This window comes from Paraconexibacter sp., from assembly GCF_059438195.1.
This window is the reverse complement of sequence record NZ_JBLKKY010000078.1, coordinates 1-17,816: the sequence shown is the minus strand read 5'-3', so window position 1 is coordinate 17,816 and position 17,816 is coordinate 1. Positions and strand designations below refer to the sequence as shown.

The 17,816-nt window shown below is 72.6% G+C and carries 16 protein-coding genes; 5 read left to right on the top strand and 11 right to left on the bottom strand.

The features are described 5' to 3' along the window. The 6 genes from sufB to ACME2J_RS19440 all read right to left on the bottom strand — a co-directional run. The coding region (gene sufB, locus ACME2J_RS19465; RefSeq protein WP_495546608.1) for a Fe-S cluster assembly protein SufB at positions 1-1,414 on the bottom strand (1,414 nt) is incomplete at its 3' end. A 4-nt stretch (positions 1,415-1,418) separates the two neighbouring features. Beyond that, positions 1,419-1,736: a Rieske (2Fe-2S) protein gene (locus tag ACME2J_RS19460; RefSeq protein ID WP_495546607.1), complete on the bottom strand. Its 318-nt coding sequence runs from the start codon at positions 1,734-1,736 to the stop codon at positions 1,419-1,421. A gap of 176 nt (positions 1,737-1,912) precedes the next feature. Next, the gene (gene sufU / locus ACME2J_RS19455; protein ID WP_495546606.1) at positions 1,913-2,344 is read right to left on the bottom strand and encodes a Fe-S cluster assembly sulfur transfer protein SufU; all 432 of its coding nucleotides are present in this window, start codon (positions 2,342-2,344) and stop codon (positions 1,913-1,915) included. A 7-nt stretch (positions 2,345-2,351) separates the two neighbouring features. Beyond that, a complete protein-coding gene (locus ACME2J_RS19450; protein WP_495546605.1) occupies positions 2,352-3,578 on the bottom strand; it encodes a SufS family cysteine desulfurase in 1,227 nt (408 codons plus the stop codon). A gap of 10 nt (positions 3,579-3,588) precedes the next feature. Beyond that, on the bottom strand, positions 3,589-4,377 hold the full coding sequence (gene sufC, locus ACME2J_RS19445) for a Fe-S cluster assembly ATPase SufC (protein ID WP_495546604.1): 789 nt from the start codon (positions 4,375-4,377) through the stop codon (positions 3,589-3,591). Positions 4,378-4,433: 56 nt separating this feature from the next. Next, positions 4,434-4,928: an RrF2 family transcriptional regulator gene (locus tag ACME2J_RS19440; RefSeq protein ID WP_495546603.1), complete on the bottom strand. Its 495-nt coding sequence runs from the start codon at positions 4,926-4,928 to the stop codon at positions 4,434-4,436. 155 nt (positions 4,929-5,083) lie between these two features. Between ACME2J_RS19440 and typA the strand changes: the two genes are divergently transcribed. Further along, entirely contained in the window at positions 5,084-6,955 is a 1,872-nt protein-coding gene (typA, locus tag ACME2J_RS19435; RefSeq protein ID WP_495546602.1) for a translational GTPase TypA, read from the top strand. A 293-nt stretch (positions 6,956-7,248) separates the two neighbouring features. Here typA and ACME2J_RS19430 read toward each other — a convergent pair whose 3' ends face one another. Then, positions 7,249-7,407 carry a hypothetical protein gene (locus ACME2J_RS19430; RefSeq protein WP_495546601.1) on the bottom strand — a complete coding sequence of 53 codons (159 nt, stop codon included), beginning with the start codon at positions 7,405-7,407 and terminating at the stop codon, positions 7,249-7,251. A 59-nt stretch (positions 7,408-7,466) separates the two neighbouring features. Beyond that, positions 7,467-8,693 (bottom strand): NAD(P)/FAD-dependent oxidoreductase, encoded by a 1,227-nt coding sequence (locus ACME2J_RS19425; RefSeq protein ID WP_495546600.1) that lies wholly within the window; start codon positions 8,691-8,693, stop codon positions 7,467-7,469. A 179-nt stretch (positions 8,694-8,872) separates the two neighbouring features. Here ACME2J_RS19425 and ACME2J_RS19420 point away from each other — a divergent pair, with 179 nt between their 5' ends. Then, positions 8,873-10,096, top strand: a complete 1,224-nt coding sequence (locus ACME2J_RS19420; protein ID WP_495546599.1) for an acyltransferase family protein — start codon at positions 8,873-8,875, stop codon at positions 10,094-10,096. Between the two features lie 20 nt (positions 10,097-10,116). On the opposite strand, the gene ACME2J_RS19415 is transcribed toward ACME2J_RS19420, so the two are convergent. Together ACME2J_RS19415 and ACME2J_RS19410 are read right to left on the bottom strand one after the other, a co-directional pair. Then, positions 10,117-12,288 carry an NADP-dependent isocitrate dehydrogenase gene (locus ACME2J_RS19415; protein WP_495546598.1) on the bottom strand — a complete coding sequence of 724 codons (2,172 nt, stop codon included), beginning with the start codon at positions 12,286-12,288 and terminating at the stop codon, positions 10,117-10,119. 183 nt (positions 12,289-12,471) lie between these two features. Then, positions 12,472-12,675 carry a cold-shock protein gene (locus ACME2J_RS19410; protein ID WP_495546597.1) on the bottom strand — a complete coding sequence of 68 codons (204 nt, stop codon included), beginning with the start codon at positions 12,673-12,675 and terminating at the stop codon, positions 12,472-12,474. Positions 12,676-12,918: 243 nt separating this feature from the next. On the opposite strand from ACME2J_RS19410, the gene ACME2J_RS19405 reads away from it, so the two are divergent. Together ACME2J_RS19405 and ACME2J_RS19400 are read left to right on the top strand one after the other, a co-directional pair. Next, a complete protein-coding gene (locus ACME2J_RS19405; RefSeq protein WP_495546596.1) occupies positions 12,919-15,081 on the top strand; it encodes a DEAD/DEAH box helicase in 2,163 nt (720 codons plus the stop codon). 94 nt (positions 15,082-15,175) lie between these two features. Next, positions 15,176-16,012, top strand: a complete 837-nt coding sequence (locus tag ACME2J_RS19400; protein WP_495546595.1) for a hypothetical protein — start codon at positions 15,176-15,178, stop codon at positions 16,010-16,012. A gap of 114 nt (positions 16,013-16,126) precedes the next feature. Here ACME2J_RS19400 and ACME2J_RS19395 read toward each other — a convergent pair whose 3' ends face one another. Beyond that, positions 16,127-16,444, bottom strand: a complete 318-nt coding sequence (locus ACME2J_RS19395; RefSeq protein ID WP_495546594.1) for a hypothetical protein — start codon at positions 16,442-16,444, stop codon at positions 16,127-16,129. A gap of 223 nt (positions 16,445-16,667) precedes the next feature. Between ACME2J_RS19395 and ACME2J_RS19390 the strand changes: the two genes are divergently transcribed. After that, on the top strand, positions 16,668-17,720 hold the full coding sequence (locus tag ACME2J_RS19390; protein ID WP_495546593.1) for a peptidoglycan DD-metalloendopeptidase family protein: 1,053 nt from the start codon (positions 16,668-16,670) through the stop codon (positions 17,718-17,720). Positions 17,721-17,816 lie beyond the last annotated feature (96 nt).

The window sequence follows — 17,816 nt, the reverse complement described above, 5'->3', positions numbered from 1 at the left end:
TCTCGACCGCGTACTCCATCGGCAGCTCCTTGACGATCGGCTCGATGAAGCCGTTGACGATGAGCTTCGCGGCCTCCTCCTCGTCGAGCCCGTGGGCCATGAGGTAGAAGAGCTGCTCCTCGCCGACCTTCGTCACCGAGGCCTCGTGCCCGATGTCGACGTCGTCCTCGCCGATGCGGATCGTCGGGTAGGTGTCCGTCCGCGACTGCGGGTCGAGGAGGAGCGCGTCGCAGACCACCTGCGAGCGCGCGCCGGTCGCGCCCTTCGCCACCTCGAGGAGGCCGCGGTACGAGCTGCGGCCGCCGTCCTTCGAGATCGACTTCGCGAAGATGTTCGACGTCGTGTGCGGAGCGGCGTGGACGATCTTGCCGCCGGCGTCCTGGTGCTGGCCCTCGCCGGCGAACGCGATCGAGAGGATCTCGCCGTGGGCGCGCTCGCCCGTGAGGTAGACGGACGGGTACTTCATGGTGAGCTTCGAGCCGAGGTTGCAGTCGACCCACTCGACCGTCGCGTCACGCTCGGCCACAGCGCGCTTCGTCACGAGGTTGAAGACGTTCTGCGACCAGTTCTGCACGGTCGTGTAGCGGATGCGGGCACCCGGCTTCGCGATGAGCTCGACGACCGCCGAGTGCAGCGAGTTGCTCGAGTACGTCGGGGCGGTGCAGCCCTCGACGTAGTGCACGTAGCTGCCCTCGTCGGCGATGATGAGCGTCCGCTCGAACTGGCCCATCGACTCCGTGTTGATGCGGAAGTACGCCTGGAGCGGCATCTCGACCTCGACGCCCGGCGGGACGTAGACGAACGACCCGCCCGACCACACGGCGCTGTTGAGCGCGGCGAGCTTGTTGTCGTTCGGCGGGATGATCGAGGCGAAGTGCTCGCGGACGAGGTCCTCGTGCTCGCGCAGGCCGCTGTCCATGTCCATGAACACGACGCCCTGCTTCTCGAGCGCCTCGTTGACCTGGTGGTAGACGACCTCGGACTCGTACTGCGCGCCGACGCCGGAGAGGAACTTCCGCTCCGCCTCGGGGATGCCGAGCCGGTCGAAGGTCTTCTTCACGTCTTCGGGGACGTCGTCCCACGAGCGCTCGGCGCGCTCGGAGGCGCGGACGAAGTAGTGGATGTCGTCGTAGTCGACCTCGGCGAGCATCGGCGAGCCCCACGTCGGCTGCGGCCGCGACTCGAAGTGCTCGAGCGCCTTGAGCCGGAAGTCGAGCATCCACTGCGGCTCGCTCTTGAACTCGGAGATCTTCTCGACGATCTCGCGGTTGATGCCCTTCGGCGCCTTGTAGAGGTAGTTCTCCGCGTCGTGGAAGCCGTAGCGCTCGGTGTAGTCCGAGCCGAAGGCGCGCAGCGCCTTCTCGTCGTCGGTGAGCTGCTTCGTCGAAGCGGTCTGGGTCTCGGGCGGTTGCATTGGGTCAGTCGACCTCCAGCTTGATCACGTCGTCCTCGACGAGGACGGGGAACGTCTCGACCGGCTCGTAGGCCGGCAGGGTCTTGGGCGAGCCGCTGCGCAGGTCGAAGAGCGCGCCGTGGCGCGGACACTCGACCGTGCAGGCCGCCTCGTCGAGCAGCCCCTCGGCGAGGGGCCCGTCGTCGTGCGAGCAGCGGTCCTCGATCGCGTAGAGCGTCCCGGCGCAGTTGAACACGCCGATCTCCAGGTCCTCCCAGGTGACGACCTTCCGCGATCCCGGCGGGAGGTCGGCGAGGGGGCAGATGTCGATGATCGGGCTCATGCGTGTCGAGGAGTACGGCCGTCGCTGCAATACCGACCGCACTGGCAGGGATTGTACCGGTCCCACCGGCTCGCACGACGCGAGGGGACGTCTCGCGCCACCCACGCCGCGTGAGTGTGGATCCACCCGGCTCTCAGCCAGGTCGATCCACGGTCACGCCCCGGCGCGGCGGGACGTCACACCGCGTCGCGCGAGCCGGGCGGCGCGGCGGCGTCGGGCGTCTCCGGCTCCCAGTCGACCGACGAGCCGAGCGCGGCCGACTTGAGCACCTTCAGCGAGAGCATCGCGCACTTCATGCGCGTCGCGGAGATGTCGATCCCGAGCAGCTCGAGGATGAAGTCGCGGTCGAGGCGGATGACGTCGTCGACGGACTTGCCGACGATCTCCTCGGAGGCCATCGACGCGCTCGCCTGGCTGATCGCGCAGCCGTGGCCGTCGAAGCGGATGTCCGTCACCTTGCCCTCGTCGTCGACCTTGAGCATGACCTTCAGCTCGTCGCCGCAGAGCGGGTTGACGTCCTCGGCTTCGAGGTCGGGAGACTCCATCGGGCCCCAGTTCCGGGGCCGCTTGTAGTGCTCGAGGATGTACTCGCGATACAGGTCGTCCATGCGGTGATCAGTCCCCGAAGAGATCGATGACGGAGTGCAGCCCCTCGATCATGCGGTCGACGTCCTCGTGGGTCGAGTGGACGGCGAACGAGGCGCGCGTCGTCGCGCCGACGCCGAGCCGGCGCATCAGCGGCTGGGCGCAGTGGTGCCCGGCGCGGACGCACACGCCGGACCGGGCGAGGATCTCGGCGACGTCGTGCGGGTGGGCGCAGTCGAGGGAGAAGGAGACGAGGGCGGCGCGGTCGTCCGCCGAGGAGGGCCCGTGCACCATGAGCCCGGGCACCTCGGCGAGCCGCGAGAGCGCGTAGGCGGTGACGTCCCGCTCGTGGGCGCGGACGGCGTCCATGCCCTTGCCGCGAAGGAACTCCACCGCCGCGCCGAGACCGGCCGCCTCGGCGATCGGCGAGGTCCCCGCCTCGAAGCGCGCGGGCGGCTCGGCCCACGTCGAGGACTCGAGCGAGACGCTCGCGATCATGTGCCCGCCGCCGATGAACGGCGGCATCGCCGCGAGGATCTCGTAGCGGCCGTGGAGGATGCCGATGCCCGTCGGCCCGTAGGCCTTGTGGGCCGTCCACGCGTAGAAGTCGGCGTCGAGCTCGGCGACGTCGACGGGGAGCTGCGGAACCGCCTGGGTGCCGTCGACGACGCTCACGGCGCCGGCGGCGCGCACCCGCGCGACGATGTCGGCGACCGGCGTGATCGTCCCGAGGACGTTGCTCGCGTGCGTGAACGCGACGACCTTGACGTCGCCCGAGGCGAGCAGCTCGTCGAGGACGTCGAGGACGAGATGGCCCTCGTCGTCGACCGGGACGTACTCGAGCCGCGCGCCCGTGCGCTCGCAGAGGAGCTGCCAGGGGACGATGTTCGAGTGGTGCTCCATCTCGGTGAGCACGACGACGTCCCCGCGGCCGACGTTCGCCCCGCCCCACGCGTACGCGACGAGGTTGAGCGCCTCCGTCGCGTTCTTCGTGAAGACGGTCGCGCGGGGGTCGGCGCCGAGCCAGTGCGCGGCCGCGGTGCGCGCGCCCTCGTACAGCTCGGTCGCCTCGACGGCGATCGGGTAGACGCCGCGGTGCACGCTCGCCCGGTGCCGGGCGTAGTAGTCCTCCATCGCCGCGAGGACGCAGCGCGGCGTCTGCGACGTCGCCGCGCTGTCGAGGTACACGACGCCCTCCCGCTCGAGGGTCGGGAAGTCCCCGGTGCCGTCCTGCGCGGTGTGGGCGAGCGTGCTCATCGTCGGGTGCTCAGGCGGTCGCCTGGGCCTCCGCCTCCGCGGCGTCCTTGTCGCCGATGAGCCAGCCGTACCCCTCGGCCTCGATCCGCTCGGCGAGCTCAGGGCCGCCGTCGTGGATGATGCGGCCGCGGTGCAGCACGGAGACGCGGTCCGGCTTCACGTGGTGGAGGATCCGCTGGTAGTGGGTGATGATGAGGACGCCGGTCCCGTTCTCGTCCTTCACGGTGTTGACGCCCTTCGCGACGACGTTGAGCGCGTCGACGTCGAGACCCGAGTCGGTCTCGTCGAGGATCGCGAGCTCCGGCCGCTGGAGCGCGAGCTGCAGCGTCTCGAGGCGCTTCTTCTCGCCGCCGGAGAACCCGTCGTTGAGGTAGCGGGAGGAGAACTCCTTGGGGATGTTCGTCAGCGCCATCGCCTCCTGGACGGTCTGGCGGAACTCCTTGAGCGGGATCTCGGGCTCGCCGCGCTCCTCGCGGTGCGCGTTGATGACCATGCGGAGGTACTTCGTGATGGTCACCCCCGGGATCGCGACCGGGTACTGGAAGGCCATGAAGAGGCCGGCGCGAGCGCGCTCGTCGGGCGCGGCCTCGGTGATGTCGTCGCCCTTCCAGATGACCTGGCCCTCGGTCACCTCGAGGTCGGGGTGACCCATGATGGCGTTGGCGAGCGTGCTCTTGCCGGAGCCGTTGGGGCCCATGAGCGCGTGGACCTCACCCTTGTTCACGGTGAGGTCGACGCCGTTGAGGATCTGCTCGTCCTCGGCCTTGACGTGGAGGTTGCGGATCTCGAGGTCGGCCATGTCTGCTTTCGGTGTCGGGTTCGGAGGTGGGGGAAGTCGGTGGTGGACCGCGCCGGTCAGGCGCGGCCGGCGACGGCGGCGTCGTCGTGCGTCGCGGGGCCGCCCTGCCGCTCGCCGAAGTCGACGAGATCGGCGAGGGTCGTCCCCTGCAGCGCCTTCACGACACCGCCCTGGACGCGCATCCAGAGCAGCTTCGTCGCGCACCCGTGGCCCTGGTCGGACTCGTGGTTGCACAGGACGCGGTTCTGGTCGGAGTCGTCGACGAAGCACGTCATCGGGGCGACCGCGCCCTCGAGCGCGAGCACCGCCTCGTCCATCCGGATCTCCTCCGGGGGACGGGCGAGCGTGTAGCCGCCGTGGGCGCCGCGGGTCGACTCGACGAGCCCGGCCTTGCGCAGGAGCGCGACGATGCGCTCCAGGTAGGCGAGCGGGAGCCCTTCGGACTCGGCGATGACCTTCAGCGACACCGGCTGCGGTCGAGCCGTCCGGCTCTGGCGGCCGAGCTCGACGAGCAGCCGCACGCCGTACTCGGCCTTCGTCGTGAAGATCATGGGTCAATCCTACCAACGAGGTCGGAGATGGCCCGCGCGGTCGACGATGTCCCGCGCAGGTGCGTCGGAATGGACCCGGCGTCCGGGCTCATTCCGACACACCCGGGCGCGGGCGGGCGGGCCGCGACCGCCCGTGCCCTACCCTCCCTCGCCGCATGACCGCCAGCGCACCCTCCTTCACCGCCGTCCGCGACGACCTCCGCAACGTCGCGATCGTCGCCCACGTCGACCACGGCAAGACGACCCTCGTCGACGCGATGCTCCACCAGGCCGGCCTCTTCCGCGAGAACGAGGACGTCGCCGAGCGCGTCATGGACTCGATGGACCTCGAGCGCGAGAAGGGCATCACGATCCTCGCGAAGAACACGAGCGTCCGGCACGGCGACGTGAAGCTCAACATCATCGACACGCCCGGCCACGCCGACTTCGGCGGCGAGGTCGAGCGCGGGCTCACGATGGTCGACGGCGTCCTCCTCCTCGTCGACGCGAGCGAGGGACCGCTCCCCCAGACCCGCTTCGTGCTGCGCAAGGCGCTCGCCGGGCGGCTGCCGGTCATCCTCGTCGTCAACAAGGTCGATCGCGAGGACGCGCGGATCGGCGAGGTCGTCGACGAGGTCTACGAGCTCTTCCTCGACCTCGACGCCGACGAGTCCCAGATCGACTTCCCGATCGTCTACACGAACGCGAAGGACGGCTGGGCGAGCCTCGAGCTCGACGGCGACCGCCCCGTCCCCGGCAAGGACCTGCGTCCTCTCATGGACCTCCTCGTCGAGACGATCCCCGCTCCGCGCCACGACCCCGACCACCCGCTCCAGGCGCTCGTCACGAACCTCGACGCCTCGCCGTACGTCGGCCGGCTCGCGATCTGCCGCGTCACCCACGGCACGATCCGCAAGGGCGCGGACATCGCCTGGTGCCGCGCCGACGCGGAGGCCGAGCGCGCGAGGGTCACCGAGCTGTACGTCACCGAGGGCCTCGACCGCGTCGACGCCGCCGAGGCGGGCCCCGGCGAGATCATCGCGGTCGCGGGCCTGCCCGACGTGACGATCGGCGAGACGCTCGCCGATCTCGAGGACGCCCGACCGCTGCCCGTCATCCGCGTCGACGAGCCGTCGCTCAGCGTGACGATCGGGATCAACACCTCGCCGCTCGCCGGGCAGGACGGCGACAAGCTCACCGCCCGCCAGGTGAAGAACCGCCTCGACGCCGAGCTGATCGGCAACGTCTCCCTGCGCGTGAAGGACACGGAGCGACCGGACGCCTGGGAGGTCCAGGGCCGCGGCGAGCTGCAGCTCGCGATCCTCGTCGAGCTCATGCGCCGTGAGGGCTACGAGCTCACCGTCGGCAAGCCGCAGGTCGTCACGCGCGAGATCGACGGGACCCGCCACGAGCCGGTCGAGCGCATGACGATCGACGCGCCCGAGGACTACGTCGGCGTCATCACGCAGCTCCTCGCGCTGCGCAAGGGCCGGCTCGAGCAGATGGTCAACCACGGGACCGGCTGGGTGCGCATGGACTACCTCGTCCCCGCCCGCGGCCTCATCGGCTTCCGCACCGAGTTCCTCACCGAGACGCGGGGCACCGGTCTCATGCACCACGTCTTCGACCGCTACGAGCCGTGGCAGGGCGAGATCCGCACGCGTCCGACGGGCGCCCTCGTCGCCGACCGCCGCGGCGACGTCACGTCCTTCTCCTGCTTCCAGCTCCAGGAGCGCGGGACCCTCTTCGTGAGCCCGGGCGACGAGGTCTACGAGGGGATGATCGTCGGCGAGAACGCACGCGCCGACGACCTCGACGTCAACGCCGTCCGCGAGAAGCACCTCACGAACATCCGCTCCTCGACCGCCGACGAGCTCGTCCGGCTCACCCCGGCGCGCGTCCTCAGCCTCGACCAGGCGATGGAGTTCCTCCGCGAGGACGAGTGCGTCGAGGTGACGCCGCACCACGTCCGCCTGCGGAAGGTCCACCTCTCGCAGACCGACCGCGTGAAGGCCGCGCGGCAGGCCCGCAACGCTTCGAAGAGCTGAGGCCCGCGCCGCGCCCGTCGCGGACGGAGGGTCGCGGTCCCCGCGGGCGGGTGAGCGCGCGAGACGACGGGGGGGCGAATCCAACGCGCGTTCGATCGACCCCCTATATGGGGGCGAACTCAACGCGCGTTGGATTCGACGCCCCCACGGCGCGACGGGACGATCCCGGCTCGCGTTCGATGCGACCCCCGGAGCGTCCGAGCGCGCACCGCGTCGCGGCGCGACCGGAGAGACGATGGAGCCGGACCGAGGCCCGGGCGTGCGGGGCGGCGGGCGGCAGCCCCGCCGCGGCGTCAGCCCTTGTCCTCGGTGAGCTTCGCGGCGTACGCGTCGTTCTCCTGCTTCTCGCCGAGCGCCTGGGCGACGGCGAAGCCGATCAGGCCGTGCGCGAGCGCCGGGAAGACGACGAAGAAGACGATGACGAGGCCGAGCGTGGCGGTGGTGGCGTCCATCGCGAGCGATCGTACTACGCGACCGGGCGTCGGCGCCCTGCCGACGCCCGGGCCGGCGCTCAGGCCGGGTAGCTCTCCGCGCGCAGCGCCGACATCTCCACGGGCTCGCCCGCGGCGATGAGCTCGCGCGCCCTCGTGAGATCGTCGTGGCCGCCCACGCTGAGCGCGCCGCGCACGACCCCGCCGTCGAGGTAGTAGAGGCAGAACGAGCCGTCCTCGATCGACCCGGCGACGGCCTCCTCGTTCCACTGGCGCGCGGGCCCGACGTACTCGAGGGACGCCCAGTCCGCCAGGTCGCTGAAGAAGTACGGGACGGTGTCGTACGGCGCGTCCGCGCCGAGCATGTTCCGCGCGGCCGTCGCGCCCTGCGTCGCGGCGACGTCCTCGTGCTCGATGCGCATGTGGCAGCCGTGGATCGGGCTGTCGTACTCGCACATGTCGCCGGCGGCGTAGACGTGCTCGGCGGAGGTCCGCAGCCGGCTGTCGGTCTTCACGCCGCCGGCCTCGCCGAGCTCGAGGCCGGCCTTGCGGGCGACCATGACGTCGGGCATCGCGCCGACGCCGCACACCACGACGTCGGCGGGGAACTCCTTCCCCGAGGCCGTGCGGACGCCGGTCAGCGTGCCGTCCTGCCCGAGGAAGGCGGTGAGCTCGTGGCCGCCGAAGACCTCGACGCCGTGGCTCTCGAGGACGTTGCGGAAGAACACGCCGGCCCGGAGCCCGAACCCGAGCGAGAGCGGCTCGGCCTCCTGCATGATCACCGCGACGCGCTTGCCCAGCGCGGTGAGCGAGGCGGCGACCTCGCAGCCGAGGTAGCTCCCGCCGATGACGACGACGCGCTCCGCGCCCTCGACGTCCTTGCGGATCGCGTCGGCGTTGCCGAGCGCGCGGATGTAGTGGATGCCCTCGAGGTCGGACCCCTCGACCGCGTTGAGACGGCGCACCATGGCCCCGGTCGCGACGAGCGCCTCGCCGTAGGACACCGTCTCCTTCGTCGAGAGCTTCGCCTCGCGGGCCTCGGTGTCGAGCGACATGACGCTCGTGCGCTGCAGCAGCTCGACGTCGTTCTCGCCCCACCATCCTTCGGGGTGCACGAAGGCGCTCTCCTTCGTCTCCGTCCCCTGGAGGTAGCCCTTCGTCGCCGGCGGGCGGTGATACGGCGGATCGAGCTCCCGCGAGACGACCGTCACGCTCCCCGTCGCCCCTTCGTCGCGGAGCGTCTTCGCGGCGGTCGCGGAGGCGATGCCGCCGCCGATGAGCAGGTAGTCGACGTGCCGGTCAGCCATAGGCGCGCATCCTGACACGGCGTCAGGCTGCACGTCGCGCTCTCCCGGAAAGACGCCCGTCCGACACCCCGGATGAGGGGGTGGCGCGCGCGGGGGCCTCGGAGCCGCATGAAGATTGCCTAAGACTTGGGGGCGGGCCCTTGCGGCGGCGCGCGGCAGAGGACATGCTGCCGCGCTCGATGCTCCTGGACCACGCCACGCCGACGGCGCGGAGTGGGACGCCCGCGGCCGGCCGCCCCGCGCCGTCGCGGTTCGTCGCCCTCGACGCGCTGCGCGGCCTCGCCGCCGTCACGATCCTCGTCTTCCACGTCTGGCTCTACACGACGACGACGAGCGGCGAGCGCGCCGGCCTCGGCGAGGGCGTCCTCCACCAGCTGCGGCTCGCGCTCCCGCTCTTCTTCGTGCTCAGCGGGTTCCTCCTCTACCGCGGCTGGGTCGCCGCGGTGCTCGACGGTCGCGAGCGGCCGGACCTGCGCCGCTACGCCTCCGCGCGCGTGCGCCGACTCGTCCCGGGGGCGTGGCTCTGCCTCGCGGTCTGCGTCCCGCTCCTCGTCGCGCTCGACGACGTCCGCGGCGTCAGCGTGCCCGATGCCGAGCTGCTCGGCCTCTTCGCGCTCTTCGGCCAGGCGCTGCACCCGGAGACCGTCGGCCGCCTCAACCCGCCGATGTGGACGCTCACGGTCGAGGCGATGTTCTACCTCCTCCTCCCGCTCCTCGGAGCGATCGCGCTGCGCGCGGCCGGACGGCTGCGCAGCCGCGCCGCGCTCGTCCTCCCCGCCGCCCTGCTCGCGGCTGCGGGGACGGCGTTCAACGTGTGGCTCACCGGGCGTCCCGGGAGCCTCCTCGCGATGTCGTCGCTCCTCGCCCTCGCCCCCCTCTTCGCCGCCGGCATGACCGCCGCGGTCCTCGTCCACGGGCGCACGCTCGGGCGCCGGGCCGTCGCGGGGCTCATCGGCGCCGGCATCCTGCTCGTCGTCGCCGACGGGTGGTGGCACGAGTCGGGGGCCGCCGGGCTCACCGACGCGGGGCGCGTCGTCCGCGACCTGCCCGCGGGCGTCGGCTTCGCGCTCCTCCTCGCCGCCGTCACGCACGGGCGCCGGCCGCCCCGGCTCCTCTGCGCCCCGCCGCTCGAGTGGCTCGGGGAGCGCAGCTACGGCATCTACCTGTGGCACATGCCCGCCATCTTCGCGCTGCGGGGCGCAGGGCTCTTCCCCGAAGGCCGGACCGCGCCCGCCGTCCTCGCGGTCCTCGCCGTCTGCCTTCCGATCGCCCACCTCTCGTGGACGCGGCTCGAGCGGCCGCTCCTGCGTGCCGGAGGCGGCGCGGATCAGGGCCGGACGCGGGCGCCCGTCCCCGCGCACGGGCCGCCGGGGCGCCCGCAGGAGGCCTACGCGGCGGCGTAGACCTCCCGCCGGCTCCGGGCCTACAGCGTCTCGAGCGCTCCGTTCAGCGTCGTGGACGGGCGCATCGCCGCCCGGACCTTCTCGGGGTCGGGACGGAAGTAGCCGCCGATGTCGACGGGCTCGCCCTGGACGCGGTTCAGCTCGTCGACGATCGCCTCCTCGTCGGCGGCGAGGCGGTCCGCGAGCGGGCGGAACGTCTCGGCGAGCGCGGCGTCCTCGCTCTGACCGCCCAGCTCCTGCGCCCAGTACAGGGCGAGGTAGAAGTGGCTTCCCCGGTTGTCGAGCTCGCCCGCCTTGCGCGACGGCGAGCGCCCCTCCTCGAGGACCTTCCCGGTCGCGCGGTCGAGCGTCTCGCCGAGGATCCGCGCACGCGGGTTGCCGGTCTTCTCGGCGAGCATCTCGAGAGACACGGCGAGGGCGAGGAACTCGCCGAGCGAGTCCCACCGGAGGTGGTTCTCCTTGACGAACTGCTGGACGTGCTTCGGCGCCGAGCCGCCCGCGCCCGTCTCGAAGAGCCCGCCGCCGTTCATGAGCGGGACGATCGAGAGCATCTTCGCGCTCGTGCCCAGCTCGAGGATCGGGAAGAGGTCGGTGAGGTAGTCGCGGAGCACGTTCCCGGTCACGGAGATCGTGTCCTCGCCCGCGCGGGCGCGCTCGAGCGTGAAGCGCGTCGCGGCCGCGACGTCGAGGATCTCGATCTGCACGCCGTCGGTGTCGAGCCCGTCGAGCGCGGGGCGCACCTTCTTCAGCAGCTCGGCGTCGTGCGGCCGGGTCTCGTCGAGCCAGAACACGGCGGGCGCGCCGGTCGCGCGGCCGCGCGCGACGGCGAGACGGACCCAGTCCTGGATCGGAGCGTCCTTCGTCTGGCACATGCGCCAGATGTCGCCCTCCTGCACGTCGTGCTCCATGAGCGTCGCGCCCGAGGCGTCGAGGACCCGCACGGTGCCCGGGGCGTCGATCTCGAAGGTCTTGTCGTGCGAGCCGTACTCCTCCGCCTTCTGCGCCATGAGGCCGACGTTCGGCGTCGTCCCCATCGTCGTCGGGTCGAAGGCCCCGTGCCGCTTGCAGTGCTCGACGGTCTCGTCGTACAGCGCCGCGTAGGAGTGGTCGGGGATGACGAACTTCGCGTCCTGCAGCGCGTCGTCCGCGTTCCACATCTGCCCCGACGAGCGGATCGCCGCGGGCATCGAGGCGTCGATGATGACGTCGCTGGGGACGTGGAGGTTCGTGATGCCGCGCGAGGAGTCGACCATCGCGAGGTCGGGGCCGTCGGAGACCGCCGCGTCGATGCGCTCCTGCGCCTCGGGGTGCGCGCTCACGAGGCTCGCGAGCCCGTCGTTCGGGTTCGCGTCGGCGTACGCGTCGTAGAGGTCCGGGAAGTACGCGCGGACCGCGTGGCCGAAGATGATCGGGTCCGAGACCTTCATCATCGTCGCCTTGAGGTGGACGGAGAAGAGGACGCCCTTCTCCTTCGCGTCGGCGACCTCGGCCGCGAGGAACTCCTGCAGCGCCGCCCGGCGCATGACCGCGGCGTCGATGACCTCGCCCTCGAGGACGGGCACGGGCTCGCGCAGCTCGCGCTCGGAGCCGTCGGCGCCGACGTGGACGATGCGGACCGACCCCTCCTGCGCGATCGTCGTCGACTGCTCGGTCGCGCGGAAGTCGCCGTCGGTCATCGTCGAGACGTGCGACCGCGAGTCCTTCGACCACTCCCCCATCGAGTGCGGGTACGAGCGCGCGAACGACTTCACCGACGCGGGGGCGCGCCGGTCGGAGTTCCCCTCGCGCAGGACGGGGTTGACGGCGCTGCCCTTCACGCGGTCGTAGCGGGCGCGGACGTCGCGCTCCTCGTCGCTGGACGGCGACTCCGGGTAGTCGGGGATCGCGTAGCCCTGCTCCTGCAGCTCCTTGACCGCCGCCTTGAGCTGCGGGACGGACGCGCTGATGTTCGGGAGCTTGATGATGTTCGCGTCGGGGGTCTTCGCGAGCTCGCCGAGCTCGGCGAGCGCGTCGGGGATGCGCTGCTCGTCGGCGAGCCGCTCGGGGAACTGGGCGAGGATCCGGCCGGAGAGCGAGATGTCGCGCAGCTCGAGCTCGACGCCGGCGGGGCCGGCGAACGCCTCGACGATCGGGAGGAGCGACTTCGTCGCGAGCGCGGGAGCCTCGTCGGTGTGCGTGTAGATGATCTTCATGCGTGTCCGGTGTCGTGAGGGGGATCGGCGGCCGACACGCTATCGCCGTCCCGTCCGGCCCGGGGCGCGGGCGCCTGCGCCCGTCACCCGGTCGGCCGGAGGCACGACCGGGCGGGCGGGTCCCTGAACGACGAAGGGCCCGGACCTCTCGGTCCGAGCCCCTCGCACGAAGCGTGGCTGCGCTCAGATGTTGCGGACGTTGACCGCCTTCGGGCCCTTCTCGCCGGGCTCGGCGTCGAACTCGACCTTCGCGCCCTCAGCGAGGGTGCGGAAGCCGTCCGCCTGGATCGCCGTGTGGTGGACGAACAGGTCCTTGCCCGGGTCGTCGGGCGTGATGAACCCGAAGCCCTTGTCGTCGCTGAACCACTTGACGGTTCCGGTGGCCATTGTGGGATACCTCCACGGGTGGTGCGTGCTGCGCGCGAAGGTGCTGATGATGCAACGACGGCCCGGCACTGCATGGTGAAACCCGGTCGCAACCGGGCGGATTGACGCCTCAAAAGCTACCAGCACCCGTCAAGGCCACCGGGTGAAAGATCGGTGATCGGCGTCGCAGAACGTGCTCGTCCGATGGCGCCGCGACGTGCCGGCACGCGGCGGTGCGGGGGACGGGACCGTACTCTCGGGGGGATGGAGGTCGTCGAGTCCCGCCCGAACGTCGAGCTGCGGGCGGCCGCGGGCGGCGGGCGGATCGTCGTCCTCGCCTTCCCGTACCGCGCGGAGATCGTCGAGGCGGCCCGGCGGATCCCCGACCGCCGCTTCGACTGGGACACCCGCGAGTGGCAGGCGCCGGCGACCGACTGGGCGGGCGCACACGTCGCCGACATCCTCGCCCGGTTCCCCGAGCTCGAGCCGAGCACGGACGTCCAGCGCTGGCTCGAGACGGTCGCGACGCGGTGGACGGGCCTCGTGACCGCGGTCGAGCGCGACGGCCGCTGCGCCCTGCGGCTCACGACGAGGCTCGGCTCGCTGCCGGGCCCGATCGCGCGCCTCGCGACCGAGGTCGGGCCCGGGCTGCACGAGGCGCCGTGCACGGCCGAGGTCGCCGAGGCGCTCACCGACGAGCGGGGTGCGCGGCTCGACGCACGCGCGATGCGCGCGCTCACCCACGCCCGCGTCGACCTGGAGCCCCCTCCCGCGATCCTCTCCCAGGTCCCGAGCGTCGACGGGCCGAAGCTCAAGCTCGACGTCGTGTGGCGTCCCGAGCTCGCGGCCGCGTTCCTCGCCCTGCCGGGAGCCGACGTCACGACCTCGACGCTGCCCGCCGACCCGTCGATCGTCCCCGCGCTCGACGCGTTCCTCGGCGAGAGCGACGTGGCCGTCGGCGGCGCGGCGCTGCCGACGCTCGAGGAGATGCGCGCGGCGCACGCCGAGGCCCAGGACGCTCTCGCCCGCAGCGTCGCCCAGGAGGCGCCCCCGCTCGACCCGGCGCCGCGTCTCGGCGGGACGCTGCGCCCGTTCCAGGTCGCGGGCGTCCGCTACCTCCTCGAGCAGCGCCGCGCGTTCCTCGCCGACGAGCAGGGGCTCGGGAAGACGATCCAGGCCCTCGCGGCGCTCGAGGCGGACGGCGCCTTCCCCGCCGTCGTCGTCTGCCCGGCGAGCCTCAAGCTCACCTGGGAGCGTGAGGCCGCGACGTGGCTGCCGCATCGCAGCCGGCAGGTCCTCGAGGGCCGAGCGGGCGCCGTCGTGCCCGCCGACGTGACGATCGTCAACTACGACATCGCCGACGCGCACGCGGAGCGGCTCGCGCGGCTGGGACCGCGCGCGCTCGTGCTCGACGAGTGCCACTACGTGAAGAACCCGCGCGCGAAGCGCACGCGAGCCGTGCGCCGGCTCGCCGACGCGCTCCCTCCCGCGGCGCTGCGCCTCGGGCTCTCGGGGACGCCGGTCCTCAACCACCCCGATGAGCTCATCAGCCAGCTCCGGGTGCTCGGCCGGCTCGACGCCTTCGGCTCCGGGGCGCGCTTCCACCGGCTCTTCGAGGGCACCGCCCGCGAGGAGCGCCTCCACTGGCACCTGCGGCGCCACTGCTTCGTGCGGCGCCTGAAGAAGGACGTCCTGCCGCAGCTCCCCGAGAAGGAGCGGGTCGTCGTCCCCGTCGAGCTCTCGAACCGCGCCGAGTACCGGCGGGCCGAGGAGGACGTCATCGCGTGGCTGCGCGAGCAGCCGCTCGACCTCTCGACCCTGGAGGCGAAGGTCGCCGCCGCGCTGCGCGCCGAGCGGCTCGCGCAGCTCGGGACGCTCCGGCGACTCGCCGCGCGGGGGAAGCTCCCGGCCGCGCTCGGCTGGATCGCGGACTTCCGCCACTCGGGGGAGGCGCTCGTCGTCTTCGCCCATCACGTCGACGTCCTCGAGGCGGTCGTCGAGCGGTTCCCGGACGCGCTCCATCTCCTCGGCGGCGATTCGGCGCGGGCACGCGAGGACGCGGTCGCCGCCTTCCAGGACCCCGCCGGGCCCGACCTCCTCATCGCCTCGACGGGCGTCGCCGCGCAGGGGCTCACGCTCACCCGCGCCACCCAGGTCGCCTTCCTCGAGCTCGAGTGGACGCCGGCGCTGATGGACCAGGCGGAGGACCGGCTGCACAGGATCGGGCAGCGGGACGCCGTCACCGCCTGGTACCTGCTCGCCGCCCACACGATCGACGAGGACGTCTCGCGCGTCCTCGAGCGCAAGCGGGGACTCGTCGGCGCCGTGACGGACGGCCTCGCCGACGAGAGCGGCGGGACCGTCGACGCGGTCGTCCGCGAGCTCCGCGACCGGCCGGCCTTCCGGCGCCTGCGCGAGGTCGGCTGAGCCGCGGCCGTCCGCGACGCCGCGGGCCCCGGCCGGTCTCGACTCGGTCGCAGCCTCCTTGACGCGCGCGGCGCGGTCGCGTGTCATAGCGCCCATGGGCCGCGACGCCTTCGGTCGGGAGACCGACGAGGACCCGCTCGACACGATGGGATGGTCGTCGTCGACCGCGCAGACCCGCCCGGAGGTGCCGGTCGAGGTCGCGCGCGACTCGACGGCCTACGAGTGGCCTGACGCCCAGCCGGCGGACGGGCCGCGGCGGACCTTCCGGCCGCTGCGGGCGCTGTCGGCGGTCCTCGGCGTGCTCTTCCCCATCGCGGTCCTCGGCGCGGTCGGCCTCGGGATCGTCGGCGCGATCGTCGAGGAGGACTCGGGAGAGCGCGTGGCGCAGGACGGCTCCGCCCCCACGCCCGACATCGTGCCCTCCGACGCCGGGGCCGACGAGGAGGACGTCGAGGAGGGCGACGACGGCGAGGCCGCGACGCCGGAGCGCGCGGGTCCCCCGACGGGCTTCCGCTCGGACTCGCTCCTGCTGCGCAAGAACTTCTCGGCGGCGATGGACGCGCTGCGGGCGAAGCGGTACGGCGCGATGACGAACCTGCGGGTCGCGGCGGACCGGATCAACGTCCAGCTCATCACGAGCGACGGCCGGCTGCGCAACGTCCAGATCGACCCCGACCTCGGCGTCGATCTCATCTCCGAGGCGGGGCCGGGCTTCGCGGTGCGGGAGACGATCCCGTTCGACGCCGTCAACACCGCCGCTCCGTACCGGACGGCGCGGAGCGCCGCCGGGCGCTCGAAGAGGCCGCCGTCGTCGGTCGACTACCTCGTCGCGTTCCGCTCGCTCGGCGAGACGAGATGGGTCGTCTTCCTGCGGAACGGCGACCACTACCAGGCGGACTCGCGCGGGCGGATCACGCGGCGGATCGGCTGAGCCGGGCGGCGGGGCCGCCCCGTGCGCTGTGTGCGCCCGCGCACACCCGCGCGAGCGGGGTCGGCGGGCGGGACGGGTGGCGACCCGACCCGCAGAGCGCTTCCGCGCCAGGTTTCAGCGGCGTCCGGCGCCCGGTCCGGGACGCCTCAGACAGGTCACCGCGATCCAGCGGCCAGCCGTCCCCGTCGGCTCGAGCGGGAACGCGAGGTCGGCGGTCGCCGCCCACAGCCGAGCGGGTCGATCGGAGGCCGCCCAGGCGGGGGGCCATCCGGACACGTCGGCGTCTTCCAGCGCGCAGAGAAGGGCTCTGGCGACCTCGGCGACGCCGGGCGAGCGCACGGGCATCCGCTCGCGGAAGCGCTTGATGCAGTGCGCGGAGGGGACGATCTCCGTCACCTCGGGATGGTCGACGCGGGCGGTTCCGACATGCACGGCGGTCATGATGCCGGGCGTGCTGCATCGCGTCCGAACGCGATCGTCGGCGGATGCCCGCAACTCGACGCTGCAAGGCGCGTTGCGATATCCAGTGCCCGCCGACGGAAACGTCGATGCTGGTCGCGTGGCACACGCGCACCCGCCCGACGCCGTTCGCGCCGCATCACCCGCCCCATCCGCCCGACCCGCCCCGACCGCGACGCCCTGGAGGACCGACGACGTGCATCGCCGCCTGGCCCGAACCACCGCGCTGCTGCCGATCTTCATCGCCGCACTGCTCCTCGTCCCTGCGACCCCCGCCTCCGCGGCGAACCTCGGTGAGCGCACGCTCGCGCCCGGGATGGAGGGCAAGGACGTGAAGCAGCTCCAGACGTGGCTGAAGCGGCTCGGGCTGCCGGTCGAGCGGGACGGGAAGTTCGGAGCGGACACCGAGCGGGCCGTGCGTCGCTGGGAGCGCGAGCAGGAGGTCGACGAGGACGCGGTCATCGATCGCGACCAGGCGCGCGACATGCGCCGCGACGCCCGCCCGCGGCGCAAGGAGCACGACTACGGCTCGCGGACGATGAAGCGCGGCCGGTCCGGCACCGACGTCCGGGCCCTCCAGCGCTTCCTCATCGACCACGGCATCGAGATCGAGCCCGACGGGGACTACGGGCCCGCCACCCAGCGCGCCGTCCGCAAGTACGAGCGCAAGGTCGACATCAAGGTCGACGGCAGGGTGAGCCGCACCCAGGCGCGCAAGATCCGCCGTGACGCCCCCGAGCCCCAGGTCTTCGGCGTCGCCACGCCGTCCGTCGACGTCAGCCAGATCCCGGTCGCGGGGAGCGTGACGTTCCCCATCCAGGGCGACTTCAAGTACGGCGGCGAAGGTGCGCACTTCGGCGACCGCGGGGGCGCGCACCAGGGCGAGGACATCTTCGCGTCCTGCGGCACGCCGCTCGTGAGCCCGGTCGCCGGGAAGGTCGTGTTCAAGGACACGCACTCGCGCGCCGGCAACTACGTCGTCATCCGCGACGCCAAGGGCGAGGACCACGTGTTCATGCACCTCGTGAGCGCGGCGCGCGTCTCGAAGGGCGACGCGGTCCAGCCCGGCCAGCGCATCGGCGAGGTCGGCGACAGCGGCAACGCCAACGGCTGCCACCTGCACTTCGAGATCTGGACCGCCCCGGGCTGGTACCGGGGCGGCGAGCCGCGCGACCCGATGCCCGATCTCAAGGCGTGGGAGCGCGGCACCGCCGCCACCCCCGTCGCCGCGGCGTCGAGCGCGGGCTGACGGGCGCCGCGGCCGGCGAGCGCCGGCTGATGGGCGCCGCGGCCGGCGAGCGCCGGCTGATGGGCGCCGCGGCCGGCGAGCGCCGCCTGACGGGCG

Coding starts and splice junctions, on each gene's coding strand:
- ACME2J_RS19460 (WP_495546607.1), bottom strand. CDS start 1,736: ATGAGCCCGATCATCGACATCTGCCCCCTCGCCGACCTCCCGCCGGGA.
- sufU (WP_495546606.1), bottom strand. CDS start 2,344: ATGGACGACCTGTATCGCGAGTACATCCTCGAGCACTACAAGCGGCCC.
- ACME2J_RS19450 (WP_495546605.1), bottom strand. CDS start 3,578: ATGAGCACGCTCGCCCACACCGCGCAGGACGGCACCGGGGACTTCCCG.
- sufC (WP_495546604.1), bottom strand. CDS start 4,377: ATGGCCGACCTCGAGATCCGCAACCTCCACGTCAAGGCCGAGGACGAG.
- ACME2J_RS19440 (WP_495546603.1), bottom strand. CDS start 4,928: ATGATCTTCACGACGAAGGCCGAGTACGGCGTGCGGCTGCTCGTCGAG.
- typA (WP_495546602.1), top strand. CDS start 5,084: ATGACCGCCAGCGCACCCTCCTTCACCGCCGTCCGCGACGACCTCCGC.
- ACME2J_RS19430 (WP_495546601.1), bottom strand. CDS start 7,407: ATGGACGCCACCACCGCCACGCTCGGCCTCGTCATCGTCTTCTTCGTC.
- ACME2J_RS19425 (WP_495546600.1), bottom strand. CDS start 8,693: ATGGCTGACCGGCACGTCGACTACCTGCTCATCGGCGGCGGCATCGCC.
- ACME2J_RS19420 (WP_495546599.1), top strand. CDS start 8,873: ATGCTCCTGGACCACGCCACGCCGACGGCGCGGAGTGGGACGCCCGCG.
- ACME2J_RS19415 (WP_495546598.1), bottom strand. CDS start 12,288: ATGAAGATCATCTACACGCACACCGACGAGGCTCCCGCGCTCGCGACG.
- ACME2J_RS19410 (WP_495546597.1), bottom strand. CDS start 12,675: ATGGCCACCGGAACCGTCAAGTGGTTCAGCGACGACAAGGGCTTCGGG.
- ACME2J_RS19405 (WP_495546596.1), top strand. CDS start 12,919: ATGGAGGTCGTCGAGTCCCGCCCGAACGTCGAGCTGCGGGCGGCCGCG.
- ACME2J_RS19400 (WP_495546595.1), top strand. CDS start 15,176: ATGGGCCGCGACGCCTTCGGTCGGGAGACCGACGAGGACCCGCTCGAC.